The sequence below is a fragment of the Aerococcus suis genome (assembly GCF_900176325.1).
GTDB classification, from domain to species: domain Bacteria; phylum Bacillota; class Bacilli; order Lactobacillales; family Aerococcaceae; genus Aerococcus; species Aerococcus suis.
The window spans coordinates 57,087-82,361 of sequence record NZ_FWXK01000002.1 but is presented as its reverse complement, the minus strand read 5'-3'; the positions used below and the strand labels follow the sequence as shown (position 1 = coordinate 82,361).

Below are 25,275 nucleotides of genomic sequence, written 5' to 3'. Positions count from 1 at the left end.
TTTATTATTTACGTTTATTTCCTACACTACGCATTGATTGCGAAATTTGACGAACACGTTTAGCTGATGGCTTTTGCCCCATTTGTGCCATCATTGCTCGTATCATATCTTCTGAAATTGGTGGGTTTTCTTCAAAATATTTAATCATATATTTACGTGAAATGAAGAATCCCGCAACCATGCCTAAAATAAATGTAATGATTGCAACAAAAATCCATGCTCCAGTAGTCATTCAAAATCCCCTCTCTATTCTATCACCATATCATTCTACTAAATTCATTCCTGTTTTGCAAAGCAATTATTAAATTTACGTGAGAAAACTTTTTTATATCTCATGACGTAAATTTTCTAATATACTTTGATACGTGTAAGGTAAATCAGCTTCAAAAGTCATTAATTCACCAGAACGTGGATGATTTAAAGTGAGTTGATACGCATGTAATAACTGACCATTTGTTGTAAAAAACTGCTGCTTATGATCTCTAGAATATAATGGGTCATCAGCGACGGGATGATTGATAAATTGTAAATGGACACGGATTTGATGAGTCCGTCCAGTTGCTAACGATAGTTCAAGTAGCGTAAATTGATTAAAGCGTTCCAATACTTTGAAATAAGTTAATGCTTGGCGCCCTTCAGGATGCCCTTCATAGCGTAAGCGATCAACAGGATGACGTTTTATAGGCACGTTGATTTGACCAGATTCCTCTGCTATATCACCATAAACTAGCGCCATATATTTTCGCGACATCGAATGATTAGACACTTGATTAGTCAAATTCTCTAAAGCAAGTTCTGTTTTAGCAACGACTAAAAGTCCTGAAGTATCTTTATCAATACGATGAACAATTCCGGGGCGATATTCACCATTCGGGCTATCCGCTAACTGCTCGTGGTGTTTTAACACATGGTCGAGTAATCCATTCACTAAAGTATGATTCAAATGATTAGGTGATGGATGTACGACTAAATTTTGCGGCTTATTGACAACAATAATATCCGTATCTTCATAGACAATATCTAAATCCATAGGTTCTGGAGATAATAATGGCGTGTCCTGACTCTCTTTTGGAAGACAAACTTCAATTTTGTCTCCTTCTATCACTTTATAACTACTTTTTTCTTGTTGTTGATTTACAGTGACAAACCCCTTTTTTATCCACTCTTTGATTGTCGTTCGACTTTCACTAATAGTTTCATCTGTCAAGAATCGATCCAGACGCTGACCTTGAGCATTAAGACTGACCTTATATTTCATTCACTTTCCTCCAATTCATGATTTCCAAAGAAAACGTAGAAAATGAGTAATATAACACCAATAGTAAGTGCGACATCAGCAATATTAAAAATTGGAAAATTAATGAATTTTAATCGAAACATATCAATCACATAATTTAAATGTAGACGATCGATAAAATTCCCAATCGCGCCTCCTATTAGGAAACTTAGAGCAGTTCGCAAGAGAACATGTTGTTTTCCATCTGTATGTAGCATATAAAATAATCCAATAATAACAACAACCGTTATAATATAAAATAACCACATTTGACCGCTTAAAATTCCCCAAGCTGCGCCATCGTTTTGAATATAGAATAGCGATAAGATATTATCAATAATAGATTGATCAGTATATAACGGTAAATTAGATACTGTCCACCATTTAACAAGTTGATCTAATAAAACAAGTCCAAATATAAGCACATACTGAATAATCATATTTTTGTTCCTATAATGCATTGCGCACCGCTTCCTTAGCTAATTGATCTGCTTGTTCATTATAATAGTCACCCGTGTGTGCTGCTACCTTTTCAAAATGAATCGTCAAGTTTTGAGCATGTTTTTGCATAAATTGCTGATAATATTGAGTGGCAGATTTATTTGCTCGCCAGTCGCCAGTCGCCCATTTAGCGATTCCGGCATAATCGTGGTAAATAATAATACTAGGAGCTTCAATCTTTTCCGCAATTGACACAGCACGCATAGCTCCTAAAAGTTCACCCGCAACATTACGCATAACAATCAAATCAGCTTCCGTACCACTACCTTGGAAGGTCGTTTCCTGATTTTGATAAATAATCACCCCACCATAACCATAACGTTTAAGCCTTTGATCATAACTACCATCCACATATACGACTAAGGCATCTTCTTTCGTCATAGATGTTTGTTGTTGATGATTTTGAAGGGAATTGGTTTGATTTAAATACGTTTGTGCTTCTGATTTGGTTTTGAAACTTTTAAATTCCGCGCCTTTAAAACCACTCACTTGCTTTTGACATTCAGGCCATGAGGTAAAAATTCCTTTTTGGCGACCTTTGCGGACAGCATAATACTTCATTAATGATTCACCTCTCATATCATTTATTCAGCAAAAAAGAGTGAGACCAAATCAGTCTCACTCTTCTATATTAAGCGGGTGACGAGAATCGAACTCGCGACAACAGCTTGGAAGGCTGTAGTTTTACCACTAAACTACACCCGCATGTGCTATAACATATTTCCTAACGACAAAATATATTATAGCACGGGTATTTATAAAAATGCAAGCCCTAAATATAAAAATTTTTAACTGTATCTAAGCTAATAAGAACTTTTTTGGTTACTGGTCGCCCCCAAATCGCTTCTAAAGCTTTAGCATACAATGAAATTTGTGTTTCATATCGCTCTCTTAACGTTTTTTCTTGCTGACCAGGATTTAAATAATTAAGGCGGTCAGTTTTGAAATCATATAAAATAATATGATCTGATTTTAAAATAAAGCCATCGATCGTTCCATGAACTAATAATCGGTCTTCTAGCCCTGTTTCATCAAAAATTTCATTAGCAGGTAACATCAAAGAAAAACTTTCTTCACGATATAAATCGTGATGTTCGCGTAATAAAAGCTGTCCCATATCGGTGGCAAAAAAAGCGGCCAAGTTATCGAAGTCAATCGCTGTTTCTAATTTTTGATTCACTACCCCTTTTTTAGCTAACTGCGTAAATAAATTACGGAGCGAATCAGTCGTAGGCATCGTGTCTAAAGGCACGCGTTGCATTAATAAATGAGTAGCTGTCCCAATCGCTTGAGGTGTTGCTACTTTAATTGCTTTCTGAATAAATTGGGGCCCTTCAAACGTATCACTCGTATAACGCATACTATTTTGCTTTTGAATTTGAAAAGGCGTCAATTCCTCTTCATCAGGATCTTGCATCAGTCGTTTTAATTCACTAACCGATTGATAACTAGTTGTTTTAATCGCTTGTCTATATGCATATTTCCAATTCACATCTGGAAGGTTATCGATATCAATATCAAGCATTTGCAGGTTAATATCGTTATCGACCTCTGACTCGACTGTACTAGTGTTATGCCTTTTACTTAATGATTCTTCATTCACAACTTCAATTTTAAGAAGATTAGTTAGTTCTTTGGACGGTAAAATAGGAATATCTAACACATGATTCACATTTTGACTATTCTTATGCCTTAAAATAGCGGGCATTATCCAATCTGCTAAAGATTGAGCGTTTAAGCGATTAGTAGACGGAATCAACTCGTCTTCACTCACCATATTACCCCAAACAGTCACTGCTTTATCCCAATCTTTTACTTTACCAACTAAAATAAGCTTCTGTTCTGCTCTTGTTAGGGCAACGTAAAGTTTACGCATCTCTTCGGCTAAGAGTTGTTGCTTCTCTTCGATTTTAGCTAGTTGGAATAAAGGATCCTGGTAACTCACTTGTTTACTTAGATTATTAATTTCTACCCCTAGTCCAATGGCATCACTTGCTATATATGGCTGTTTAACATCCTCAGTATTAAATTTTTGTGTGAAATTTAAATAAAAGACGACTGGAAATTCCAATCCTTTTGACGCATGAACTGTCATCACTGAGACATTATTCATGTCTTCATCAATAACCTGAGGTGTTTCTAAATCGTTATCTTGAGAGAGAATAGCCTCTACAAATTGGATAAATTGAAACAATCCTTTGAATCCTGAATTCTCAAAATTAACAGCTCTTTGATATAAACCATGTAAATTACGCTGCCGTTGTTCCCCATTAGGCATTCCACTAACATATGTTAAAAATCCAGTATCCAAATAAATCTGCCAAATTAACTCTGAGATGGCATGATCTCTCGCCATATTCCGCCAATTCTCTAGCCAATAATCAAATTGTTTTAATTTCTTGGCCAAATTATCTTCTAAATCTGCTTGCTCAAGATAAGCTAGAAACGCTTGATAATAAGACCCATTTTGATTAGCTAATCGAATGTTAGCTAATTCAGGTTCGCTCAAATTAAGAATAGGTGATCGTAAAACCGAAGCTAACGGAATATCTTGATCAGGATTATCAACGAGACGTAAAACATTTAACATAACCAACATTTCAATCCGTTGAAAATAGTTGGTGGATTTATCTAAATGTAACGGAATATGATATGTTTCAAATACTTTCTCAATATCCAAATAACGTGTTCTTGAACTTGCTAAAATAACAATATCCCTATAAGTAATCGGACGCATTTGTTTGAGGGTTTTATCGTAAATTTTAAATTTGTGTTGAATCATTCGCTTAATCTTTTGCGCCATTAAGGTGATTTCCCCTTCATCACCTGTAAAATTACTTGAAGATGAATCCTTTTCTCCTTTTTCTGAATAGCGATTATCGTCATCTTCTGACGTCGATTCATACATCAACACTTCTGTATTAAATTGATTGGTTTCACCTTTAAAATCTTTGAACCCATTGACTAAAGCAGCGGTATCATCATAAGTAATTTGACCGACTGTTTTATCCATTATTTGTCGAAAAATGTAATTCGTAAATTGCAACACATTATTCCGACTACGGAAATTTTCAGCTAAAATGATGCGATTTCCATTCTCTCCATCAGCATAATCTTCGAATTTTTGAATAAATAATTGAGGCTCAGCGAAACGAAAACGATAAATACTTTGTTTAACATCTCCAACCATGAACATATTATTACCACGTGAAATGGTCGTTAAAATGGCTTCCTGTAACGCATTCACGTCTTGGTACTCATCAATCAATATTTCTTCAAAGAGCGATTGATAATATATTTTTGCTTCACTAACAGTCTCACCCGCTTGATTTTTAGAAGGTGACGTTAAAATCTGATACGTATATCCTTCAATATCAGAGAAATCCATAACAGCATCTTTTCGCTTTTGTTCTTCCATCTTAGATAAGAAACGTATCAGTACCTGAATCGTTGCTTTGGCGATTTGATATGCTTCATGATGAAATTGCGTCTGAGTTGCATCATTAAACGCTAAATATTTGGGAACTATTTTTTTATTGAAATCATCCTTGATTGCTTTGAATCTATCAGCGTATTCTTTGTATATATCCTTTTCTTCATCCGTTAGCCCTTTTTTGCTGACGCTCGTTTTAATTGGGAGTTTGCTATGAGCTAAGTCAAAAGCTTGTTGATAACTAACTTGTAATAGCTGTTTAATTTGATTGAATCGTTCGATTATACTGTCGATATCATCACTTAACTTTTTAAATGGGTCGGCTTCAGCAGTTGGTAATTGTTGTTTTAATTGGAAGAGGCGATTCTTTAGTCGCTCAATTTCACTCAATACCATCGGCTGGATATAATCTTGAAATAATTGTGAGTCACCGAACGTTTCATTGCCATCGTATAAGTGAAGCAATTCCTCTAACCATTGTTTTGGATTCGCATGAACCCTAGCTTTGTCATATAGTGAATATACTAAATCATCGACCGCTTTATCGCTCTGCCCATTGGAAAAATTATTATGGACAATCAGATAATCCTCGTCTCCTACAGCTAGCCATTCTTCTTTTAATTGTTGCCATACCTTTTGCCGTTGTAATGAAATTTCTGTTTTATCCGTTAACAAACGATAAACCGGATCAAGGTCTATTAGATAATAAAATCGTAAAATCACTTGACGACAAAAAGCGTCAATAGTTGAAATATCAGCTTCTGGTAATGATTGTATTTGTTGAATATAGAATCGTTGTTTTCCCGTATCAGAGGTCTGATTGACTAAGTTTCTTAATTCTTTTTCTAGACGTTCTTTCATTTCACCAGCTGCTCGCTCAGTAAAAGTAACGACTAGCAGCCGTTTGATACTAACACCTTTTTTTATCTTAGCAATAATTCGTTGGACTAAAACACTCGTTTTCCCTGAACCAGCAGAAGCTGACAATAGTAAATTATGTCCATCTTCGTGAATAGCCTGCCACTGATTGTCAGTAAATAATGATTGCGGATCGCGTTTTGGAATGTTACTCATTATCTTCTTCTCCTTCCTGTAAGTCTTTTTTGACCTGTTTAAAGAATTCTGATTTATTCTTCAAATCAGTCTCTTCTCGATAAGGTTGTTCTGGTTCAGTGACATCAAATAATGAGACCGAACGATAAGGAGCTGTTTTTGATAATGTAAAGTTATCATCCTTGAACGGTTCCAATTGAATATATCCTGATTTTATCTTCGTTGCTGTTTGTTGAATTCTTTCTTTAACAAATGCCAACATTAACTGAAATTCTTCATCACTTAATTGATAACTATTTTTCTTATTAAACGTATCCTTTTGGGTTAGTTCGGCATGATAAACTTGAGATTTTCGTTTTGTATTAAACGACTCATCTACTGCTTTTAATAAGTCAATATCCCCTAGCACATAACCAGATAATTGATAACGTTTCTGAACCGAATCTGTAACTTTTTTATCCCACTCACTTTGCGTTTTTATTGTTTGTTTGGCTAAATTGATATTTTGATAGAAAGCTCCAAACGGTAATACATCCTTAGACAATGTCGCTTGATATAAGTTCAATGCGACAGCTAAATAAGTATATAATTGTAATTGACGACCGGTATAAATCTTACTAAAGTCAACTTTAACATTATGATTCGATTTATAATCAACAATTTGCAGATATGTTTTTCCTTCATAATCCACTTTGTCGATACGGTCAATTTTCCCCCGCAAATCAATTGTATCCCCATCAGGTAGTAACAACTGATAAGCGTAACTTCTGTCAAACCCAAAGGCTTTTTCAGTTTCAATTGTATTAAACTCGGTATCTTTTTGTTGTTGCTCGATTTGTTTTAATAATTGCCATAATTTTAAATCCATTCGTTGGCCCAATTGGTTCATAATTTGCGAGCTTGTTAAAATGGTAAATTCGGGATGCATGTCAATTTGTTTTAACTCACTAAACGCAATTTCAGCGTATTTTTTTAATTCTTGTTCGGTTAATGACCCTAGATTAAGTTGGTCCTTTTGAACCATTTTGACAACATAGTCAAGGACCGCGTGATAATACGTCCCCGTTTCTAACGGAGATAAGGTAAAAATATCTCTTTCATTTAACCGTAACCCATAACGCATAAAGAAGCTAAACGGATCACGATTGTACATTTCTAGTTGAGAAATGGATAATCTTAAATGCTGACCATACAATTCTTTTGCTAAACTTGAAGGTAAGTTGACAACTTTATTTTTATAATCTGTACTATGTAACAAATGATTCAAACCTTGGCGATTAGATACTTTCTCTGTAATCTGACTGAGCAACTGATGCCATTTCGGAGAAAGAATCACTTGTTCTTCCTGTGATTGACGCTTAGCTTGGATGAAAGCATCTAATTGCGATTGCCATCCACCAAATGTTTGTGTTGATAAATCACTCGTCACTTTTTTGATTGGAAGGTTACACTCTGTTACTAACCAATTAATATATGGAGAAGCTTCGGCTAACGCATCATTTTCGTCATTAAAAGGATAGCTTAAAAAAAGATGTTCCGAAGCAGACAAAAAGCCTTTATAAGCTAAAAATTTTTCATCATTCCTTTTTATTTTAGCGGATGGTGATAATTTTTGATTCCAGTTTAAACGTGGCTCAAGTAATTCACGATCTTCTTGAGTCATTAATGAGGAATCCGTAAAGGTTTTAGGTAACGCTCCTTTTGTCAAACCAACTATAAAAGTGACTTTCTTTTGGTTCAATCGTGGTCTATCTAATGTTGAAATGGTAACGCTGTCCATTGTTGGTGGGACAATACTAAATTTTGCTTCTTGAAATGCAGTCGTTAATAAGTCAAAAAATTGAGAAGGATGAAATGGTTCTTTTTCAAACAGTTGTACATATTCATCCAATATAGTAACAAAGGTTTGCCATGCTTGTTCATGATGACGGGCGCCTTGTAAATCGCCTTCAGCTAATTGGTCATCCCGCCACGTGCCTAATCTCTCAGCCACATGATTGGAAGATAAGAATCGATAAAATTGTGTCAGAATAGATAATGTATCTGACTCAGTATCCCAAGAATCAAATAAAGGTTGTAATGTTTGCGCTAAAAATAGGCGAATCCGATTACTCTCAATTTCAAGATGTTGTTCAGCTTCTGTTTGAATAACCTCTCCATCCTCATTAATTCGCCGAAATTGCCAAGACTGACGTTTATTCCACCAAAATTTACCTTCGTATCCATTTTTCAAAACAATATTTTCAACACGATCAATAAGTTCTCGGTATTCTCTTCCTGTTAGCGGATGCTCAGCTGATGTTTGCCATTGCTTAGGAACTAAAAGTTCACTACGTAATAAATTGAAAACATCTTGATACCGCCAATTATATTGATAAATATTATAAATAGCGGTTAACATCCGATACAATGGGTGGCGATCCATTGTTTCTTGCTCATCTAAAAAGTACGGCGTCTTATTTCTCTCTAGAGCAGGAATTAAGCTATTTTGATATAACGCTGTATCGCGCATTAATACTTGAATATCTTGATATCGATAATTATTTTTTGAAACTAATTGATGAATACGATTAGCTACTTCGTTAGCTTCAATATACGTGGTCTCTGCCTTGAAAAGATGAACCACATCTTCTAACTCCGCTTGAGTTGACTGATCAATCACTTGTTTACCTTGACTTAGATTGTCGTGCTGCATCAATTGATCTAATCTTTTAATTCCTGGATGATATTGACAAACGGTCGATCCATAGATGTCCTGGTTTACTGGAATTCCTTGTTCTTTAGCAAAATGATACATTTCATAGTAAATCGTGCCGGTAGCAATAAAGACATCGTCCCATTGAGGCGCATGATCAATAAAAGGCTGATCTAAGGTTAAAATAAGATGCATTTTAGGAACTTTAGTTAACAAAGCGCCTAAAACACGTTTTTCTCCGGCATTAAACCGCTTAAAGCCATCAACAACCACCATAATATGTTCCAAATCAAGCCCTTGTATTTGTTGAAATAAATCATCGTAAATTGTACTTTTAGAAATCTTTTGATTTGCTAACCAATTTTCATAATAAGCATAGATTTGATGTAGCTCACTTAATTTATTTTTCTGGCTAGCTATCAATAATGAGTCATCACCATCTGAGTCAGTAATTGTTGATAACGTTTCACTCGAAATATTGCCATTTATGAGTTCATTAAATAGATCTTTTAATTTTTGCATAAAGCCAATCCGATTAACTTCTCCACGATAAACCGTTAAATCGTCTTTTAAATATGACAATACTTTTTGAATAACCATCATTTGCCCGACATCAGATAAATGACGACTCTCTTGATAATCCGTTTGCTGCGCTAAAAACCAGGCTAAACGTCTAAAGCTATAGACGTTTAGCCGCATCATAGCAACTTCATCTTGTTGAGATGTTAGCTCTTCAATATGGTTTAGAACAAACATTTCCATTTCAAACTTCATATGTTCAGGCGTTAAATAAAATACCCGATTTTTGGTTGATTCGCCTAAAAATTTTAGGATATCTTCAAAGACTTTCTCACGTCCTGAGTTGGTCTCCTGAATTAATGTAAATTGTAAACTCATCCCATATTCCTTTCTAAGATTAAGTCACTATGAAGTCCGGTTTATAACTTATAGTGTGTTATAGTCACGTGACGCTTCAACGATGCCAACGATAACCTGAGCCGCTTTTTCCATCGTTTGTAAACTGACATATTCAAAGCGACCATGCATATTTTCTCCGCCAGCAAATATATTAGGCGTTGGTAAGCCATTAAATGTTAAGGTAGAGCCATCTGTTCCTCCGCGAACAGCTGCTGTGTCAGGTTCAATACCAATTTTTTCAAAAGCTTGTTTAGCTAATGTTATCGGACGGAAATCATTTTTAATCACATCACCCATATTATAGTATTGATCCGTTATTGAAACCGCAATCACTTCGCGACCAAATTCATTATTAATTTGGTCAGCCGTTGTTTGGAATAAGCGTTTACGTTCTTCAAATTTTTCACGACTATGGTCACGAATAATGTATTCTCCCGTTGCTGATTCCACATTACCATTTAAATCAAGTAAATGATAAAAGCCTTCTCGACCACTCGTTTTCTCAGGTCGATCTGATTGCGGTAACGCTTGATGGAAATCAATCGCAACTTGTAACGCATTAATCATCGTTCCTTTTGCCGTTCCCGGATGAACATTTTTACCTGTTACCACAAATTTTGCTTGAGCGCCATTAAATGTTTCAAATTGTAATTCCCCTAGTGGACCTCCGTCCATTGTATACGCAAAATCTGCATCAAAACGTTCAACATTAAAACGTGAAGCGCCGATACCAATTTCTTCATCGGGACCAAATGCTACTTTAATATCGCCATGTTTTATTTCTGGATGTGCCATTAAATACGTAATAGCAGTCACAATTTCAGCGATACCAGCTTTATCATCTGCACCTAATAGTGTCGTTCCATCAGTTGTGATTAATGTTTGTCCTTGATAATGATTCAAAGCTGGAAACTCTTCAGGAGTTAATTGGTAACCTGAATTTCCAAGAGAAATGTTCCCTCCTGGATAATCTTCAATAATTTGAGGACTCACATTTTTGCCATTAAAATCTGCTGTATCGACATGAGCAAAAAAGCCAATCGTTGGATAACTATGATCCTCATCATTACTTGGTAGAACGGCTGTCACATAAGCATCATCCTGATTAAATTGAATACTGGATAAGCCCATTTCTTCTAATGATTGTTTTAATTTTTTTAAAAACACGACTTGATTTTCTGAAGACGGAACGCTTTTAGAATTATCTGGATTTGATTGCGTATCTTCTTTTACATAAGCCAAAAATTTTTCTAACAATAAATCGGTATTAACGTCGTACATAATGTTTTCCTCCTTAATAAAATGTGAATGGATCAGTATTTAATTCACTTGGCATAATTGTCATTTGCCATTCATTGGCTTCTTGCCAGTCGCTAAATAATTGGGTTAATTTTGATTTACAAATACTTTCAAAGTGATGTCCAGGATCAATCGCATTCAACCCGTCTGCAATCATATCATGCCCCACATGATAGTAAATATCACCGGTAATAAATGTATCTGCGCCTTTAGCCAAGGCTTCAGGATAATATTTTCCACCATCACCACCTAATACCGCAACTCGTTTTACTAATCGCTTGTCATCAGCTAAAACGGCTCGCAAACCATTCACACCTGTTTTGTCTTTAATCAGTTGAATGTAATCTTCAATTGGCATCGGATCTTTTAAATTCCCAATTCGACCAATTCCAATCGGTTGGTTGAGATTCGCTAACTGAACCACATCGATTACGGGTTCTTCATAGGGATGTTTTTCGGTTATTAAGTCTACACATGCTTGCCACTCATCTTCTCGACATAAGAGACTATATAATGTCTCTTCAACTGTTTCATCAACATTTACAGCTCCGATAGTCGGATTGGCCCCAGATTCTGGTGTGAAGTGGCCTTGCCCATTTAATTCATAGTAAACGCCACTATAATTGCCAAACTTGCCATATCCAGCAGTGATTAATTCTTGATGGATTGAAGCAACAGATTCTGTTGGAATATAGGCATTAACTCGGTAATAACTAACATGAGTATGTGGAGACAATACTTCAATATCGTTAATTTGATAGAGATCAGCAAGCCAATCATTCATCCCCCCAGGTGCCGCATCCAAATTAGTATGCGCAGCATAAACGGCAATATTATTTTTTATCAGTTTAATATACATCGCTTGTTGCTGATCATCGGCATCTAATTTATCAGGTGCTTTGAAAATAGGTGGATGATGGGCAAATATAAAATCAATATTTTTTTCAATGGCTTCATCAACCACTTCTGGTCTAACATCTAAAGTAACCATCATCCGATGAATCACTTGTTTTCTTGAGCCAAAATGTAACCCTACCGGATCACCAGGTACTGCAAATTTTACTGGTGCATACTGTTCAAATTGATGAATAAAGTCACCGACTGTTATTTCTGTCATAATTATTCTGCCTCCAAACATTGCTTAATTTTGTTTCGATAATTGATCATTTCAGCCTTTTTAGTAAGCGATTCTTGATTGTTCGTTTCCTTAAAATGGCTTAAAATTTGGCCATATTGCTCATAGACATGTTGCCACTTTTCTTTAAAATCTTCTGGTGCTGTTCTTTTAGAAAATCTTCCAAATAATAATTCATCTTCCGTCCAAGAGGAAGGAGTTTCTGTTGGTTTTGCGACGATGATCTCATAATATTTATGATGCTCAGCTACTACAGTCTCTGCTACGATATCGTACTGATGATTAAGTAGCCACTTTCTTAAACCTGGTTCCCAAACATTAGGTTGTAACACTAACAATGGGAACTGGTTAAAATGTTGGTTATTTAATCCTCTCGCTAAGATTTCAGCAATTAATTTGCCACCCATTCCACAAATTGTTACGACATCAATTTGATCTTCTGGTTGAACCACTTCAAGCCCATCACCTAACCGAGCTTCAATATTAGTTGTTAGTTTCTGCTCAGAAATTTCTGTTATCGCAGATTGATAGGGACCTTCAACCACTTCACCTGCAATGGCATAATCAATAATTCCTTCCTTGACTAAGTAAACAGGAAGATAGGCATGATCGGAGCCAATATCTGCTAAACGGGCATCATTAGGAACAAATCGCGCAGCTGCTGCCAGTCGCTTGGATAATTGGTTAGCGTTCATCTCATCACTCTCTCATTTGTTTTATTGATTATTATAACAAACAGATATCCACTAGCGAAAAGAAATTACATGAACTTCAATAGTCTGAATCAGTTTTATTAGTTTTTTATAAAGAAGTATTTACATTTAACTTATTCAAGCGTATACTAATTTATGTTGTTTAATATGCCGGATTAGCTCAGTTGGTAGAGCATCGCATTCGTAATGCGGGGGTCACAGGTTCAAATCCTGCATCCGGCATTTTTGTTGTTGATATAGTAGTGATGTGAGTAGTACAGTGCAAAATTAATGCAAAAACATAAGAAAACTCAAAGGTTAATCACAAGCTAACAATAAAAGTCGCATTACTTGTAATAACCTTTGAGTGGACCATTGAGTGGGAAGTTTAAACTTCCCCTCTTAATATGGCTTAAGTATATCATGAAAAAAGTGTCATTCAAAGTTTATACCCATACTTTTTATTACCTTAATCAAAGCGTATAAAAAGATTCGTCCAGTAATGATTAAGACAAATAATCCAACACCTAAAAAGGCATTAATTAACCATCAAAACTGATTAAATGGTTCTCTAGACATAATAATTATTTCCAACATATGACTAATTAGTTTTCACCCACATTTACTTTATATATAATTGTGAAAGAGAGATATTCTAGTTCCCCTTGAAACAGAGTTCATCTGCGGTAGGAACGATGGATATCTCTTTTTTAATTTACCTGATTGTTTCCACTTTTGATAATTTCGAATGTTAGTAATGAAAAAGAGGTAAGCTAAACTTACCTCTTCTTCTTAATCTAAAAAGTCTTTTAATTGTTTTGAACGGGATGGATGGCGCAATTTACGTAGTGCTTTGGCTTCGATTTGACGAATCCGTTCCCGAGTAACACCAAATTGTTGTCCGACTTGTTCTAACGTTTTGGATTGTCCGTCTTCTAAACCAAAACGTAAACGTAAAACATTCTCTTCCCGATCGGTTAAGGTATCAAGTACCTCACTTAGTTGTTCTTTTAATAACTCTTGAGAGGTATGATCTTCAGGACTAGTTGCTTCTTGATCTTCAATGAAGTCGCCTAAATGGGAATCGTCTTCCTCACCAATTGGCGTTTCTAATGACACTGGTTCTTGAGCAATTTTTAGAATATTACGGACTTTTTCCGTTGGTAAGTCCATTTCAGCACCAATTTCTTCCGGTGTTGGTTCGCGACCTAAATCTTGTAATAATTGCCGTTGAATCCGGACTAATTTATTAATCGTTTCAACCATGTGAACCGGAATACGAATCGTACGTGCTTGATCGGCAATCGCCCGAGTAATCGCTTGACGAATCCACCAAGTAGCATATGTAGAGAACTTGAATCCTTTAGTGTAGTCAAATTTTTCCACAGCTTTCATTAGACCCATATTTCCTTCTTGAATAAGATCTAAGAAAGACATTCCCCGACCAACATAGCGTTTGGCAATCGAAACAACCAACCGTAAGTTGGCTTCGGCTAATTCTTGCTTAGCAACAGGATCCCCTTCTTCAATTCTTTTCGCTAGAGCAACCTCTTCATCAGCATTTAACAAATCCACTCGACCAATTTCTTTTAAATACATCCGAACGGGATCATTAATTTTTACATCAGAAGGAACTAAAGTATCATCTTTCGGTTTATCGTCTTCATTTTTTAATTGCCGTTTCGTTGGTCCACCATCGTCATCAACAACAGCGACACCTTTATCTTCAAAGTCGGAAATTAACTTATCAATTTGTTTATCGTCTAACATGTATTTATGAGCAATTTTATCACTAAGCTCTTTATAGTTAATTTGTCCTAAAGTTTTTTTCTCAGCAATTAATTTCTTTGTCGCTTGATTTAACGTTAGTCCGTCTACTTTTGCTTTACTCATGCAACCGACTCCTATCAATTTTTATTTTTCAATTGTTTCATTATTTCTATTTTTTTCATATTTAAATCACTTAATTGCGCAAAATCATCCAAAGATTTGGCAACGGCAAGTTGCTTATCTATTGCCGCCAATTGTTGATTTAAATCAGATTCTGTCACAATATGAAACACTAAATCACTAATCTCCCTCTCACTCACTTCTTTCGGTAAGTCAATTGTCATCGCTTCAACGACCTTACTTTGTTCTTCTTGACCCGTTAAAGTTTGTAAGAACTCTTCAGGATTGGGATTCTCATTAGCATTAACATATTCTTGCCATAATAAATAAATGGTTTCCATAATCGGTGTGTCAAAATGAAAATTTGTCACTAATTCTGGTAAAACATCAATCAACTCTTGATGATAAAATAAACGATTTAACAAAACTAATTCACTTTTTTGCGTCAAACTATAATTTTTTTCAGTTGGTTGATTTATTGTCTGATTAAAGGTTACTGGTGAATGACTGGTAATTTCACTGTTATTACTACCATTCTCAGGCATCGCAGCAAGTTGCTCATTCAGCACTTCTTCATTGATTCCAGTATCAGCAGAAATGTCATTAATAGCAACAGCCTGTTCAAGGGGACTCACTTGTTGATTAACCACTTGCAACATTTTATTTGTATAATCAACTTTCCCCTGATCATCATCTAAAGAATATAGTTGTTTATAATAATTGCGATAGAAGTGAATAATCGACACGCGCTGCTCTGATACAAATTGACGATAACGGTCGCCACCATAATGTTGAATAAACTCATCGGGATCCAATTGATTAGGAAATTGTAAAACCATCTGCTTCAATGATGGCTTTTCTTCATGAATCAATTCAATTGCTCGTTTTGTAGCTTTTTGACCAGGTTGATCGCCATCATAGGCGATGACTATTTGTTTCGTGTAATGATTCAGCTTTTGAATTTGTTCAGCTGTTAAACTCGTTCCCATTGAAGCAATACCATTTTTTAAGCCAATATTAGCCGCAGAAATGACATCCATAAATCCTTCATATAGAACGAATTCCTTCGCTTTGCGCACATCTTCTTTAGCAATATTTAAATTAAATAAAAATTCCCTTTTATGGAAAATATCTGTTTCAGGACTATTTAAATATTTTGGTTGTTGGTCATCTCCATCAGTAAATAAACGACCTGAAAAGCCGCAGACGTTTCCTCTTTCGTTCGATAGTGGAAAAACGATTCGTCCTCTAAAACGATCATGTAGTCGCTCTGATACACCACTAAAGACTCCCGAATTAAATAATTCATCATCTGTAAAACCCTGGTTTCTTAAAAAATTGGCAGTAATTTCACCATCATTAGGAGCCACACCAATGCGATAAGTACGAATAGTATCTAGTGATAATCCGCGTTTCTCTAAATAATCCATTCCAGATTGTCCAGCTTTGGTAGTTGTCAGGATATAATGATAATATTCTGTTAATTGCTGATGAATGGCTAATGATTTTTCTTGACTTTCCGTAAACATAGATTGTTTTGAGGATTGATTCAATTGATTCCAATCATAATCAGTCGATACATTCCCTAATTCAGCAACTTTTTTAACCGCTTCTGGGAAAGAGTAGCCCTCTAAATCCATTAGAAAGCGGTAAGCATTTCCTCCCCTACCGCAACTAAAACAATGAAAAATTTGCTTATTTTCACTGACTGAAAAAGAAGGTGTCCGTTCGTCATGAAAAGGACAAAATCCAAAATAGTTTTGCCCTCGTTTTTGTAAATCGACATATTGAGAAACAATATCTAATATATTCGTTTCTTCTCTAATATAATCAACAGTTTCTTCAGGAATTCGCTGTGCCATTATCACACCTACTTTTCAGCAAAACTCATTGTTAACTATATTAAAAATCACGGTATTTTGCAAGCTGAATCCTATTAGTCAAATGCACCTTGTAAAACGTCCGTTATAATTTCCCATGCCTCTTCACGACCTTCTTTTGTTTCTGCCGAAAAAGGTAATATTTGGTCAACCGTTTCTAAATTTAGTGTCCGATATATTTCACTCATATGTTTTGACCATTGACTTTTTTTCACTTTGTCGGTTTTTGTCGCAATGACAAAATAAGGGATATTATAATGAACAAAAAAATCTTTCATCGCAATATCATCTTTGGTTGGTTTATGTCTAAAGTCAACAATTAATAAAGCCAATTCTAAGTTTTCCCGTTCGCTAAAGTAAGTTTGCAGCATATTTGCCCATTTGCCTTTTTCTTTTTTGCTTACTTTCGCATATCCATAGCCAGGAACGTCTACAAAGTAAAACCAATCTTCAACTTGGTAATAATTTAATTGTTGTGTCTTACCTGGTTTACTTGATGTACGGGCTAATTTTTTTCGATTAATCATCGCGTTGATAAATGAACTTTTCCCCACATTAGATCGCCCAGCTAAAGCAATCTCAGGGATAAGAGGTTCTGGGTATTGTGCAGGTGATACCGCACTAACTAAAAACTCAACATTTTGTATATGCATAAGTCCTCCTCATTTTTCAATTAATCAAATGTAGAAAGGCTGGGATATATCCCAGCCTTATACACTCATTGCGTTCTAACCTTCTAAATGATTATCGTCAGCATCCAATAACTCTGGTTTTGCGTTCTCGTTAACGGTTTCTTCAGTAATAATAACTTTAGAAACATCATCACGTTCCGGAATCTCAAACATCACATCTAACATAGATTCTTCAATAATTGATCGTAATCCCCGTGCTCCTGTTTTACGATCTAATGCTTTTTGAGCAATAGCATCTAGAGCATCACTTGAAAATTCTAAGGTCACATCATCCATCGCTAGCAATTGTTGATATTGTTTAACCAGCGCATTTTTAGGACCTGTTAAAATTTGAACTAAATCTTCTTTCGTTAATTTACTTAAATTAGCCATTACAGGTAACCGACCAATAAATTCAGGAATTAAGCCAAAATTTTGTAAATCTTCTGGAATAGCATGGCTCAAAATAGAGTCTTGGTCATCAAATTTTTTGTTTTCATTAGCTTGACCAAAACCAATCACACGTTCTCCAAGGCGCTCTTTAATAATACTTTCAATACCATCAAAAGCACCGCCAACAATAAATAAAATATTGGTCGTATCAATTTGGATGAGTTCTTGATTAGGATGTTTCCGTCCACCTTGGGGAGGAACACTTGCTTCAGTTCCTTCTAAAATTTTAAGTAGTGCTTGTTGAACTCCTTCACCACTCACATCACGAGTAATTGAAACATTTTCAGATTTCCGTGCAATTTTATCAATTTCATCGACATAGATAATGCCTCGTTGGGCTCTTTCAACATCATAGTCAGCAGCTTGTAAAAGTTTCACTAGAATATTTTCAACATCTTCGCCAACATACCCTGCTTCTGTCAAAGTGGTTGCATCGGCAATTGCAAACGGCACATCAATAATTTTGGCTAAGGTTTGAGCAAGGTAAGTTTTACCTGAGCCAGTTGGACCAACTAATAAAATATTACTTTTTTGTAAATCGACATTCTCATCGTCTGCCACCTCATGACTGAGGTTTGCGTTAACACGTTTATAATGGTTATAAACGGCAACTGATAAGGATCGTTTTGCCATTTCCTGACCGATGACATAATCATTTAATATACGATAAATTTCAGTCGGCTTAGGTGGCTCCATCATTGGTTGATATTCTTGACTTTCATTATGTAATTCTTCATCAATTATTTCTTGACATAACGCGACACATTCATTGCAAATATACACTTCTGGCCCTGCAATTAATTTATCGACTTGTTCTTGAGACTTGCCACAAAAGGAACAGTGAATAGTTGTTGAATCATCATTATACATTCGGCAATTCTCCTTTCATTTCCGTTTTCCTATTTTTACAAAAAGAGAACTTGAAGTCAATTTTAACAACTCCAAGTTCTCCTCACATTTCATAATAAACTAAGATTAAACTTCTTTAGCTGATTTCGTAATCATGTCCATTGCTTTTTTCAATGCAATGTCATTTTGTAACATATCTTTGGTTACGACTTCGCGAACTTTATCTTCTTCCATATTATAAGTATCAGCTAATGATTTGATTTCATTTTCAACATCTTCGTCGTTAGCTTCAAGATTTTCATCAGCTACAATTTGTTCTAAAATTAAGTTTGTTTTCACACGAACATCTGCGTCTTCTTCAAAACGTTTATGTAAGTCTTCTTCAGATGTTCCTGTAATTTGATAGAATAATTCAGGAGAAATTCCTTGACGTTGCATTTCATTTAAGTAATGTTCCATTTGACGGTGAACTTCTTCGTGAACCATTGCTTCTGGAAGATCTTCAATTTCAGCATTTTCAACAGCTTTACGTAAAGCTTCTTCTTCTACTGCTTCAGTTGCTTGTGCTTCTTTATTTTCTTCAAGTTCTTTGCGATATTTTGCTTTAAGTTCGTCTAAAGTTTCCACTTCATCGTCAACATCTTTAGCAAATTCATCATCTAATTCAGGAACTTCTTTTTCTTTTACTTCATGAACTTTAACTTGGAAGACAACTGGTTGTCCAGCTAAGTCTTCTGCTGGGTAATCTTCAGGGAATGATAGTTTAACTTCAACTTCATCGCCTTCTTTAGCTCCGATTAATTGATCTTCAAAGCCTGGAATAAATGAATCAGATCCAAGTTCTAATGAGTAGTTATCAGCTTGTCCGCCTTCAAAAGCTTCACCATCTTTGAAGCCTTCGTAATCAATGACAACAGTGTCACCTTTTTCAGCTGGTTCTTCTTTAAGCACTAATTCGCTTAAACGACTTTGAGCTGCAGCTAAACGTTGGTCAACTTCTTCATCGGTAACTTCACGGTCTTGTTTAGAAACTTCTAAATCTTTGTATTCACCTAATTTAACAGCAGGTTTAGTAGCTACTTTTGCAGCAATTTTCCAGTCTTTTCCTTTTTGAATATCTTCAATATCAATTTGTGGTTGTGCAACAACATCAACGTCTGCTTCTTCAACAGCTTTTGGATATTCAACAGGTAATAATAAGTTTAAAGCATCTTCATAAAGACTAGCTTCTCCATACATTTGTGTAAACATTTTATATGTTACTTTACCTTTACGGAAACCTGGTAAAGCCACGTCTTTTTGGATTCGTTTGTAAGCTTGTTTCATAGCTTTTAAAGCTTTGTCATGTTCAATGGTAAAATGTAAAACACCTTCATTTGTCGCTGTTTTTTCAAAATTTACAGTCATTTAAATTCCCCTAACATACATTAATTAATTGAAATAGGATTACCTCAAGTCGTAATCCTCACATCATCACATATTACACTAAATATCCATCAATGTCTACCTTTGTTGCTCCACTCTACTGTTAATCCAATAATTTATTACATTTTGCTTAAAATCGTTCTCGTCATTTCTCTTATCTCCCCCAATTTGCTATAATAAGGTGATTTGAAAGGAGTTTCATATGCGTTATCCAAATGGTCATTCTTACCAGCCAACCTCGAAACGTCCTAAAAAACGAGTACAAGATAACTTTGCAAAACGAGGAATGCGTTTAGAGGATATGATAAACGCGGCTAACAATTGGTACAATTCAAAAGATTTAGCGGTTATTCATAAAAAACCGACCCCTATTCAAGTGGTTAAAGTTGACTACCCTAAGCGAAGTCGAGCAGTGATCAAAGAGGCTTACTATAGACAAGCTTCGACAACTGACTATAATGGTATATATAAAGGTTATTATATTGATTTTGAAGCGAAGCAGACCAATTTAGTCAAACATTTTCCGCTACGCAATATTCATGACCACCAAGTCAAACATATGGCTGCCTGTGATAAGCAAGGAGGAATCTGCTTTCTTTTGATATATTTCAAATCCCTTGATAGTTGTTATTTGTATCCTTTTTCTGAGTTGAAAATAGCTTGGGATAATTATCAAAACGGAGGAAAAAGTCAACTTTCTCTAGAACATATTCAACAGGTTAGCTACCCCGTTCAAAGTGGTTTTCGACCACGGCTCGATTATTTAAAAGCAGTCGATCAAATGCTGAATAGGTAAATAAAAAATAGAAAGAAGTGAGGAAATTGAGTCAACAACGTCATAGCCGACGTAGCAGTAAACAAAAAAGTAAAAAACGGTCATCTAAAGGATTACCAACTTGGCAAAAAGTCCTACTAGCCATTGGTGGGATGATTCTACTCGTTGGTTTAGTTTTAGGAGGTATTGGTGCTTACTGGATTTCCACCGCTCCCGAATTAACCGATAAAGATTTAACCGGAACTATTGCCTCTACAATTTATGATAAAGATGGCAATAAGGTGTATGAAACCTCCGCTAATGAACGAATTATTGTCGACGAAGATAGTATTTCTGAAGAGACATTTGATGCAGTAACTTCAATTGAAGACCGTCGTTTCTTATCTCACGGTGGATTTGACCTCAAACGAATCATTAGCTCTGCTATTGCTAACTTTAAAGCTGGAGGTATCTCCCAAGGTGGATCGACTTTAACGCAACAACTCGTTAAACTATCCGTTTTTTCAACAAAAGAATCTGATCAGACTTACAAACGAAAAGTTCAAGAAATTTGGTTAGCGACTCAACTTGAGGACCATTTGGATAAACAAGAAATTTTTGAATACTATATTAATAAAGTTTATATGGCAAATGGTATTTATGGTATGGGGACAGCCGCCGAAATCTACTATGGTAAACCTCTTAATGAATTAGCGCTAAATGAAATTGCTACTTTAGCTGGTATGCCTCAAGCTCCAATTTCATATGACCCGTACCATAATCCTGAACAAGCTGAAAAAAGACGTAACGACGTCTTACACGCCATGTTAACTAACGATAAAATTTCTCAAGATGAATATGATGGAGCTGTCGAAAAACCAATCGATGAAGGTTTAGAATCCTTAGAGGATTTCCAACAAACCGAAGATGAAAACAACCTCATGCTTGACTCTTATATTCAACAAGTTGCAGATGACGTTGACGCTGAAGGTTATGATCTATATACTGATGGTCTTGAAGTTTATACCCATCTAGATACGGATGCCCAAAAAAATGTTTATGAAACAATTAATGATAATGACGGACTATTATTCCCAGATGATAAATTACAAGCCGCTGCCTCAGTATTAGATACTGATACCGGTCATATCGTTGCCTTAGTTGGTGGCCGTCAATACAATGACATGCTTAGTCTTAACCGTGCAAGCGACTTAGAACGTTCCATTGGTTCAAGCATTAAACCATTCTCTGTTTACGGACCTGCAATTGAATTTTTAAACTATAGTACTGATTCTTCAGTTGTTGATGAAAAACATAAATATTCCTCAGGTATGGAAATTTACAACTGGGACCGTCAATACAAAGGAATGATGACCCTACGCCAAGCGTTAGTGGCTTCTCGAAATATCCCTGCCCTAAAAATTATCCAACAAATTGATGATGAAGTAGGTATGGAAAAAGTTGATGAATTCCTAAAAAATGTTGGTATTAATTTAAATAATGGTGACGGTATCTATGAATCTAATGCTTTAGGTGGCGAAGCCACACCATTAGTATTAAGTGCTGCTTATGCTACACTAGGTAATTATGGTCAATATAACGAACCAAAAGCTGTTGACCATTTTGTGACAACTGAAGGTGAAGAGATTTCCGTAAAAGGTAAATCTGAACAAGCTATGACCGATTCAACGGCTTATATGGTAACTGATATGCTTAAAGGAAGTTTCACTGATGGTACCCATGGTTTATTAGGGCCTTACCATACTAGTGGTCTAAATGAAGCGGGTAAATCAGGAACCACTAACTTCGACGATGACCAATTAGCTGAAATGGGGTTACCAGAAGATGCTGTACCAGATAGTTGGATGAGTGGTTACTCTACTGATTATGCGCTATCCATTTGGACAGGATATGATAATCCAACTGATACAAGTGAAAAAAATTATTTAATCGGTAGTGACCGGCAAATTGCTGGACAACTCTATCAAAGTATTATGGGATACTTAGCCAATAATAGTAGTAACGAAGATTGGCAACGCCCAGATTCTGTTCATGAAGTCCCATTAGAGTTTGGTGCCGTTCCAACTAAATTTGCCACATCAAGTACTCCGTCTTCACGGCGAATTACTGGTTTAGCAAATGATAAATTATATGATGATTATGTCAATAACCGTCAACAAACAGTCGAAACAACATCTTCTGTTCCAGCGGAATCAACTTCAGAATCATCTGATAATGAAATGTCTCATTCTAGTCAATCATCTCAACAACAGACATCTTCTTCTCAGTCCGAATCTATGACTGAGTCAGATAGTCAATCTGATGCTTCATCTGAAGTGGAGGAATCTTCCGAGCCAGCTACTGAACCTGAGCAACCAGAAGCACCGCAATCGGAAACTCCAGAACGACCAGAAGCACCGCAATCGGAAACTCCAGAACGACCAGAACAACCAGAGACACCAACGCCAAGTCCAGAAGTACCGGCTACAGAACAGCCTCAGCCTAATCGACGAAGTAACGCTAATACAAATCAACCGGTTAACTAACCCACCGTTAGTCATAAAAAGCGAGGAGTATCGTATTATGAATACTCCTCGCTTTATTATATAATGGAATTAAACGCTTAGCGGAGGTTTAATTATGTCGTACCAAACACTCAAATCTATCCCATCAATCGTTCCAGAACGTCCTTATGTTCCGACTTATTTATGGAAAACCACGCATCGACCAAAAGCAATTATTCATATTGTTCACGGCATGTCAGAACATGCGCAAAGATACCATAAGCTAGCTGAATATTTAACTAGCCAAGGCTATCATGTTGTCGCTCATGATCATTTGGGTCATGGCCCTTTAGCCAAAGAAAACAAACGGTTAGGTTATTTTGGCAGTCATGAAGCAGATAAATTAATGATTTCAGATATGCATAATGTTTATGAAGCTATCCATTACCAATTTCCAACCCTACCCTATTTTATTTTATCTCATAGTATGGGAAGCTACTTAACAAGAATCTATCTTGATCGTTATAGTTATGAAATCGATGGTGTTATGATGAGTGGCACAAATAGTTTTTCTCGTTTAATTGCTCTCGGTTCAAAATTAGCACCATTACTTAATCATTTTAATCCAAAAGCCTATAACTATGATATTCACCGCTTAATTTTCCAAACAGGTATTAACGAAGCTGCTGATGATAGTAATAAACTACAAAAACTCTGGCATGAAGATACAGCGCCAGATTTATCTGAGTGGCCGCTTACAGGGTTCGTCTTTACGAATAATGGTTTTGCAGAACTGATTAAAATGGTTACCAAAGCTACCCGTCCTGGCTGGCTAAAAAATATCAATCGTCAGATGCCTATTGCTGTTATTACTGGTCGAAATGATCCACTAGTCAACAAAGGGAAAGAAACGTATCGTCTAGCAAAAGAGTTCCAAAAACATCAATTCGCATCTGTAACCTTTTACATGTTTGAAAATAGAGGCCATGAAATTCTACTCTATGGTGGAGTCGAACCCGTTTTTCGTTATGTAAGTGAATGGTTTGATAACCAACTTTAATGATTATAATAGTATAAATGATAACCCCCAAAAGCTTTTTAAGTAAGATAGCTTTTGAGGGTTATTTTATTTATGATTATTATCCCAATCAATGGGTTCTTGATGATGGGCAATAAGTGCTTCATTTGCTTTAGAGAAAGGTGCAGAATCGAAGAATCCTCGATACGCTGATAACGGACTTGGGTGTGGCGCGCAGATAATGGTATGACGATTCGTATCAATTATTTTTTGTTTATTTTGAGCGGCTTTTCCCCATAAAATAAAAACGATATGTTCATTATTTTTGCTAATTTTTTTTAATATTTCATCTGTAAATTGCTCCCATCCCCAATTACGATGAGAATTGGCTTCATGTGCCGTAACGGTTAGCACAGTATTTAATAACAATACTCCCTGCTCCGCCCAACTGGATAAATCGCCATTTGAACTTGGGTTGATATGAATATCATGAGCACGTTCTTTAAAAATATTTTGTAGAGAAGGAGGCAATTTCACTCCAGGTTGGACTGAAAAGCTTAAGCCATTCGCCTGCCCTTCTCCATGATAAGGATCTTGACCTAAAATAACCACTTTCACATCTTCTGGTTTCATATAATTTAAAGCTGCAAAAACCTGTTGCTTTGGTGGATATACTGTCTTCATGTCATAAGCTGTCAAAACGATGGCGTCTAATTTTTTAAAAGTATCTCCTTCCAAAAAATCGGCAAGCAATTGTTGCCAAGATGGTGATAAATATTGTGATAAACTTTCCATTTAAATCCTCCTACTTAATTGGCATTATTCTAGT

18 protein-coding genes and 2 tRNA genes are annotated in these 25,275 nt (G+C 35.8%); 4 read left to right on the top strand and 16 right to left on the bottom strand.

Features of this window, described 5'->3' with window-relative positions; translation table 11 throughout:
- Window positions 1–4: 4 nt before the first annotated feature.
- From B8955_RS02145 to B8955_RS02100, 10 genes are all read right to left on the bottom strand, one after another.
- Entirely contained in the window at window positions 5–232 is a 228-nt protein-coding gene (locus B8955_RS02145; RefSeq protein ID WP_084098075.1) for a YneF family protein, read from the bottom strand.
- Window positions 233–325: 93 nt separating this feature from the next.
- Window positions 326–1,258 carry an RluA family pseudouridine synthase gene (locus tag B8955_RS02140; protein WP_084098074.1) on the bottom strand — a complete coding sequence of 311 codons (933 nt, stop codon included), beginning with the start codon at window positions 1,256–1,258 and terminating at the stop codon, window positions 326–328.
- Complete coding sequence (gene lspA, locus B8955_RS02135; protein ID WP_084098499.1) at window positions 1,255–1,716, bottom strand: signal peptidase II; 462 nt, start codon at window positions 1,714–1,716, stop codon at window positions 1,255–1,257. Before lspA ends, B8955_RS02140 begins: the two co-directional genes overlap by 4 nt.
- A gap of 10 nt (window positions 1,717–1,726) precedes the next feature.
- Entirely contained in the window at window positions 1,727–2,338 is a 612-nt protein-coding gene (locus B8955_RS02130) for a ribonuclease H1 domain-containing protein (protein WP_084098072.1), read from the bottom strand.
- Between the two features lie 73 nt (window positions 2,339–2,411).
- Window positions 2,412–2,482 (bottom strand) — tRNA-Gly (locus B8955_RS02125).
- A gap of 67 nt (window positions 2,483–2,549) precedes the next feature.
- Entirely contained in the window at window positions 2,550–6,284 is a 3,735-nt protein-coding gene (addA, locus tag B8955_RS02120; RefSeq protein ID WP_084098070.1) for a helicase-exonuclease AddAB subunit AddA, read from the bottom strand.
- Window positions 6,277–9,855: a PD-(D/E)XK nuclease family protein gene (locus B8955_RS02115; protein ID WP_084098067.1), complete on the bottom strand. Its 3,579-nt coding sequence runs from the start codon at window positions 9,853–9,855 to the stop codon at window positions 6,277–6,279. Before B8955_RS02115 ends, addA begins: the two co-directional genes overlap by 8 nt.
- A 48-nt stretch (window positions 9,856–9,903) precedes the next feature.
- Complete coding sequence (gene pepT, locus B8955_RS02110) at window positions 9,904–11,157, bottom strand: peptidase T (RefSeq protein ID WP_084098065.1); 1,254 nt, start codon at window positions 11,155–11,157, stop codon at window positions 9,904–9,906.
- Window positions 11,158–11,170: 13 nt separating this feature from the next.
- Complete coding sequence (locus tag B8955_RS02105) at window positions 11,171–12,292, bottom strand: Nif3-like dinuclear metal center hexameric protein (protein WP_159444416.1); 1,122 nt, start codon at window positions 12,290–12,292, stop codon at window positions 11,171–11,173.
- Window positions 12,293–12,294: 2 nt separating this feature from the next.
- Window positions 12,295–13,005: a tRNA (adenine(22)-N(1))-methyltransferase gene (locus tag B8955_RS02100; protein ID WP_084098061.1), complete on the bottom strand. Its 711-nt coding sequence runs from the start codon at window positions 13,003–13,005 to the stop codon at window positions 12,295–12,297.
- A 167-nt stretch (window positions 13,006–13,172) separates the two neighbouring features.
- Here B8955_RS02100 and B8955_RS02095 point away from each other — a divergent pair.
- Window positions 13,173–13,245: transfer RNA gene (locus B8955_RS02095), tRNA-Thr, on the top strand.
- A gap of 549 nt (window positions 13,246–13,794) precedes the next feature.
- Here B8955_RS02095 and rpoD read toward each other — a convergent pair.
- The 5 genes from rpoD to tig all read right to left on the bottom strand — a co-directional run bounded on the left by rpoD (window position 13,795) and on the right by tig (window position 20,152).
- Window positions 13,795–14,895, bottom strand: coding sequence for an RNA polymerase sigma factor RpoD (rpoD, locus tag B8955_RS02090; RefSeq protein ID WP_084098059.1), 1,101 nt, complete (start codon window positions 14,893–14,895; stop codon window positions 13,795–13,797).
- A 14-nt stretch (window positions 14,896–14,909) separates the two neighbouring features.
- A complete protein-coding gene (gene dnaG, locus B8955_RS02085) occupies window positions 14,910–16,754 on the bottom strand; it encodes a DNA primase (RefSeq protein WP_084098057.1) in 1,845 nt (614 codons plus the stop codon).
- Between the two features lie 74 nt (window positions 16,755–16,828).
- Complete coding sequence (gene yihA, locus B8955_RS02080; protein WP_084098055.1) at window positions 16,829–17,425, bottom strand: ribosome biogenesis GTP-binding protein YihA/YsxC; 597 nt, start codon at window positions 17,423–17,425, stop codon at window positions 16,829–16,831.
- Between the two features lie 75 nt (window positions 17,426–17,500).
- A complete protein-coding gene (gene clpX, locus B8955_RS02075) occupies window positions 17,501–18,766 on the bottom strand; it encodes an ATP-dependent Clp protease ATP-binding subunit ClpX (RefSeq protein WP_084098053.1) in 1,266 nt (421 codons plus the stop codon).
- Between the two features lie 105 nt (window positions 18,767–18,871).
- On the bottom strand, window positions 18,872–20,152 hold the full coding sequence (tig, locus tag B8955_RS02070; RefSeq protein WP_084098051.1) for a trigger factor: 1,281 nt from the start codon (window positions 20,150–20,152) through the stop codon (window positions 18,872–18,874).
- Window positions 20,153–20,372: 220 nt separating this feature from the next.
- On the opposite strand from tig, the gene recU reads away from it, so the two are divergent.
- From recU to B8955_RS02055, 3 genes are all read left to right on the top strand, one after another.
- Window positions 20,373–20,966, top strand: coding sequence for a Holliday junction resolvase RecU (recU, locus tag B8955_RS02065; protein WP_084098049.1), 594 nt, complete (start codon window positions 20,373–20,375; stop codon window positions 20,964–20,966).
- Window positions 20,967–20,992: 26 nt separating this feature from the next.
- Window positions 20,993–23,470 (top strand): transglycosylase domain-containing protein, encoded by a 2,478-nt coding sequence (locus B8955_RS02060; RefSeq protein ID WP_084098047.1) that lies wholly within the window; start codon window positions 20,993–20,995, stop codon window positions 23,468–23,470.
- Between the two features lie 94 nt (window positions 23,471–23,564).
- A complete protein-coding gene (locus B8955_RS02055; protein ID WP_084098045.1) occupies window positions 23,565–24,488 on the top strand; it encodes an alpha/beta fold hydrolase in 924 nt (307 codons plus the stop codon).
- Window positions 24,489–24,554: 66 nt separating this feature from the next.
- Here the strand turns inward: B8955_RS02055 and B8955_RS02050 are convergent, their stop codons facing one another.
- Window positions 24,555–25,241 (bottom strand): uracil-DNA glycosylase, encoded by a 687-nt coding sequence (locus B8955_RS02050; protein ID WP_084098043.1) that lies wholly within the window; start codon window positions 25,239–25,241, stop codon window positions 24,555–24,557.
- Between the last annotated feature and the right edge of the window lie 34 nt (window positions 25,242–25,275).

What these genes read in the sequence shown, in the direction of transcription:
- B8955_RS02145 (WP_084098075.1), bottom strand. Translation starts at nt 232, where the DNA reads ATGACTACTGGAGCATGGATTTTTGTTGCAATCATTACATTTATTTTA.
- B8955_RS02140 (WP_084098074.1), bottom strand. Translation starts at nt 1,258, where the DNA reads ATGAAATATAAGGTCAGTCTTAATGCTCAAGGTCAGCGTCTGGATCGA.
- lspA (WP_084098499.1), bottom strand. Translation starts at nt 1,716, where the DNA reads ATGATTATTCAGTATGTGCTTATATTTGGACTTGTTTTATTAGATCAA.
- B8955_RS02130 (WP_084098072.1), bottom strand. Translation starts at nt 2,338, where the DNA reads ATGAAGTATTATGCTGTCCGCAAAGGTCGCCAAAAAGGAATTTTTACC.
- addA (WP_084098070.1), bottom strand. Translation starts at nt 6,284, where the DNA reads ATGAGTAACATTCCAAAACGCGATCCGCAATCATTATTTACTGACAAT.
- B8955_RS02115 (WP_084098067.1), bottom strand. Translation starts at nt 9,855, where the DNA reads ATGAGTTTACAATTTACATTAATTCAGGAGACCAACTCAGGACGTGAG.
- pepT (WP_084098065.1), bottom strand. Translation starts at nt 11,157, where the DNA reads ATGTACGACGTTAATACCGATTTATTGTTAGAAAAATTTTTGGCTTAT.
- B8955_RS02105 (WP_159444416.1), bottom strand. Translation starts at nt 12,292, where the DNA reads ATGACAGAAATAACAGTCGGTGACTTTATTCATCAATTTGAACAGTAT.
- B8955_RS02100 (WP_084098061.1), bottom strand. Translation starts at nt 13,005, where the DNA reads ATGAACGCTAACCAATTATCCAAGCGACTGGCAGCAGCTGCGCGATTT.
- rpoD (WP_084098059.1), bottom strand. Translation starts at nt 14,895, where the DNA reads ATGAGTAAAGCAAAAGTAGACGGACTAACGTTAAATCAAGCGACAAAG.
- dnaG (WP_084098057.1), bottom strand. Translation starts at nt 16,754, where the DNA reads ATGGCACAGCGAATTCCTGAAGAAACTGTTGATTATATTAGAGAAGAA.
- yihA (WP_084098055.1), bottom strand. Translation starts at nt 17,425, where the DNA reads ATGCATATACAAAATGTTGAGTTTTTAGTTAGTGCGGTATCACCTGCA.
- clpX (WP_084098053.1), bottom strand. Translation starts at nt 18,766, where the DNA reads ATGTATAATGATGATTCAACAACTATTCACTGTTCCTTTTGTGGCAAG.
- tig (WP_084098051.1), bottom strand. Translation starts at nt 20,152, where the DNA reads ATGACTGTAAATTTTGAAAAAACAGCGACAAATGAAGGTGTTTTACAT.
- recU (WP_084098049.1), top strand. Translation starts at nt 20,373, where the DNA reads ATGCGTTATCCAAATGGTCATTCTTACCAGCCAACCTCGAAACGTCCT.
- B8955_RS02055 (WP_084098045.1), top strand. Translation starts at nt 23,565, where the DNA reads ATGTCGTACCAAACACTCAAATCTATCCCATCAATCGTTCCAGAACGT.
- B8955_RS02050 (WP_084098043.1), bottom strand. Translation starts at nt 25,241, where the DNA reads ATGGAAAGTTTATCACAATATTTATCACCATCTTGGCAACAATTGCTT.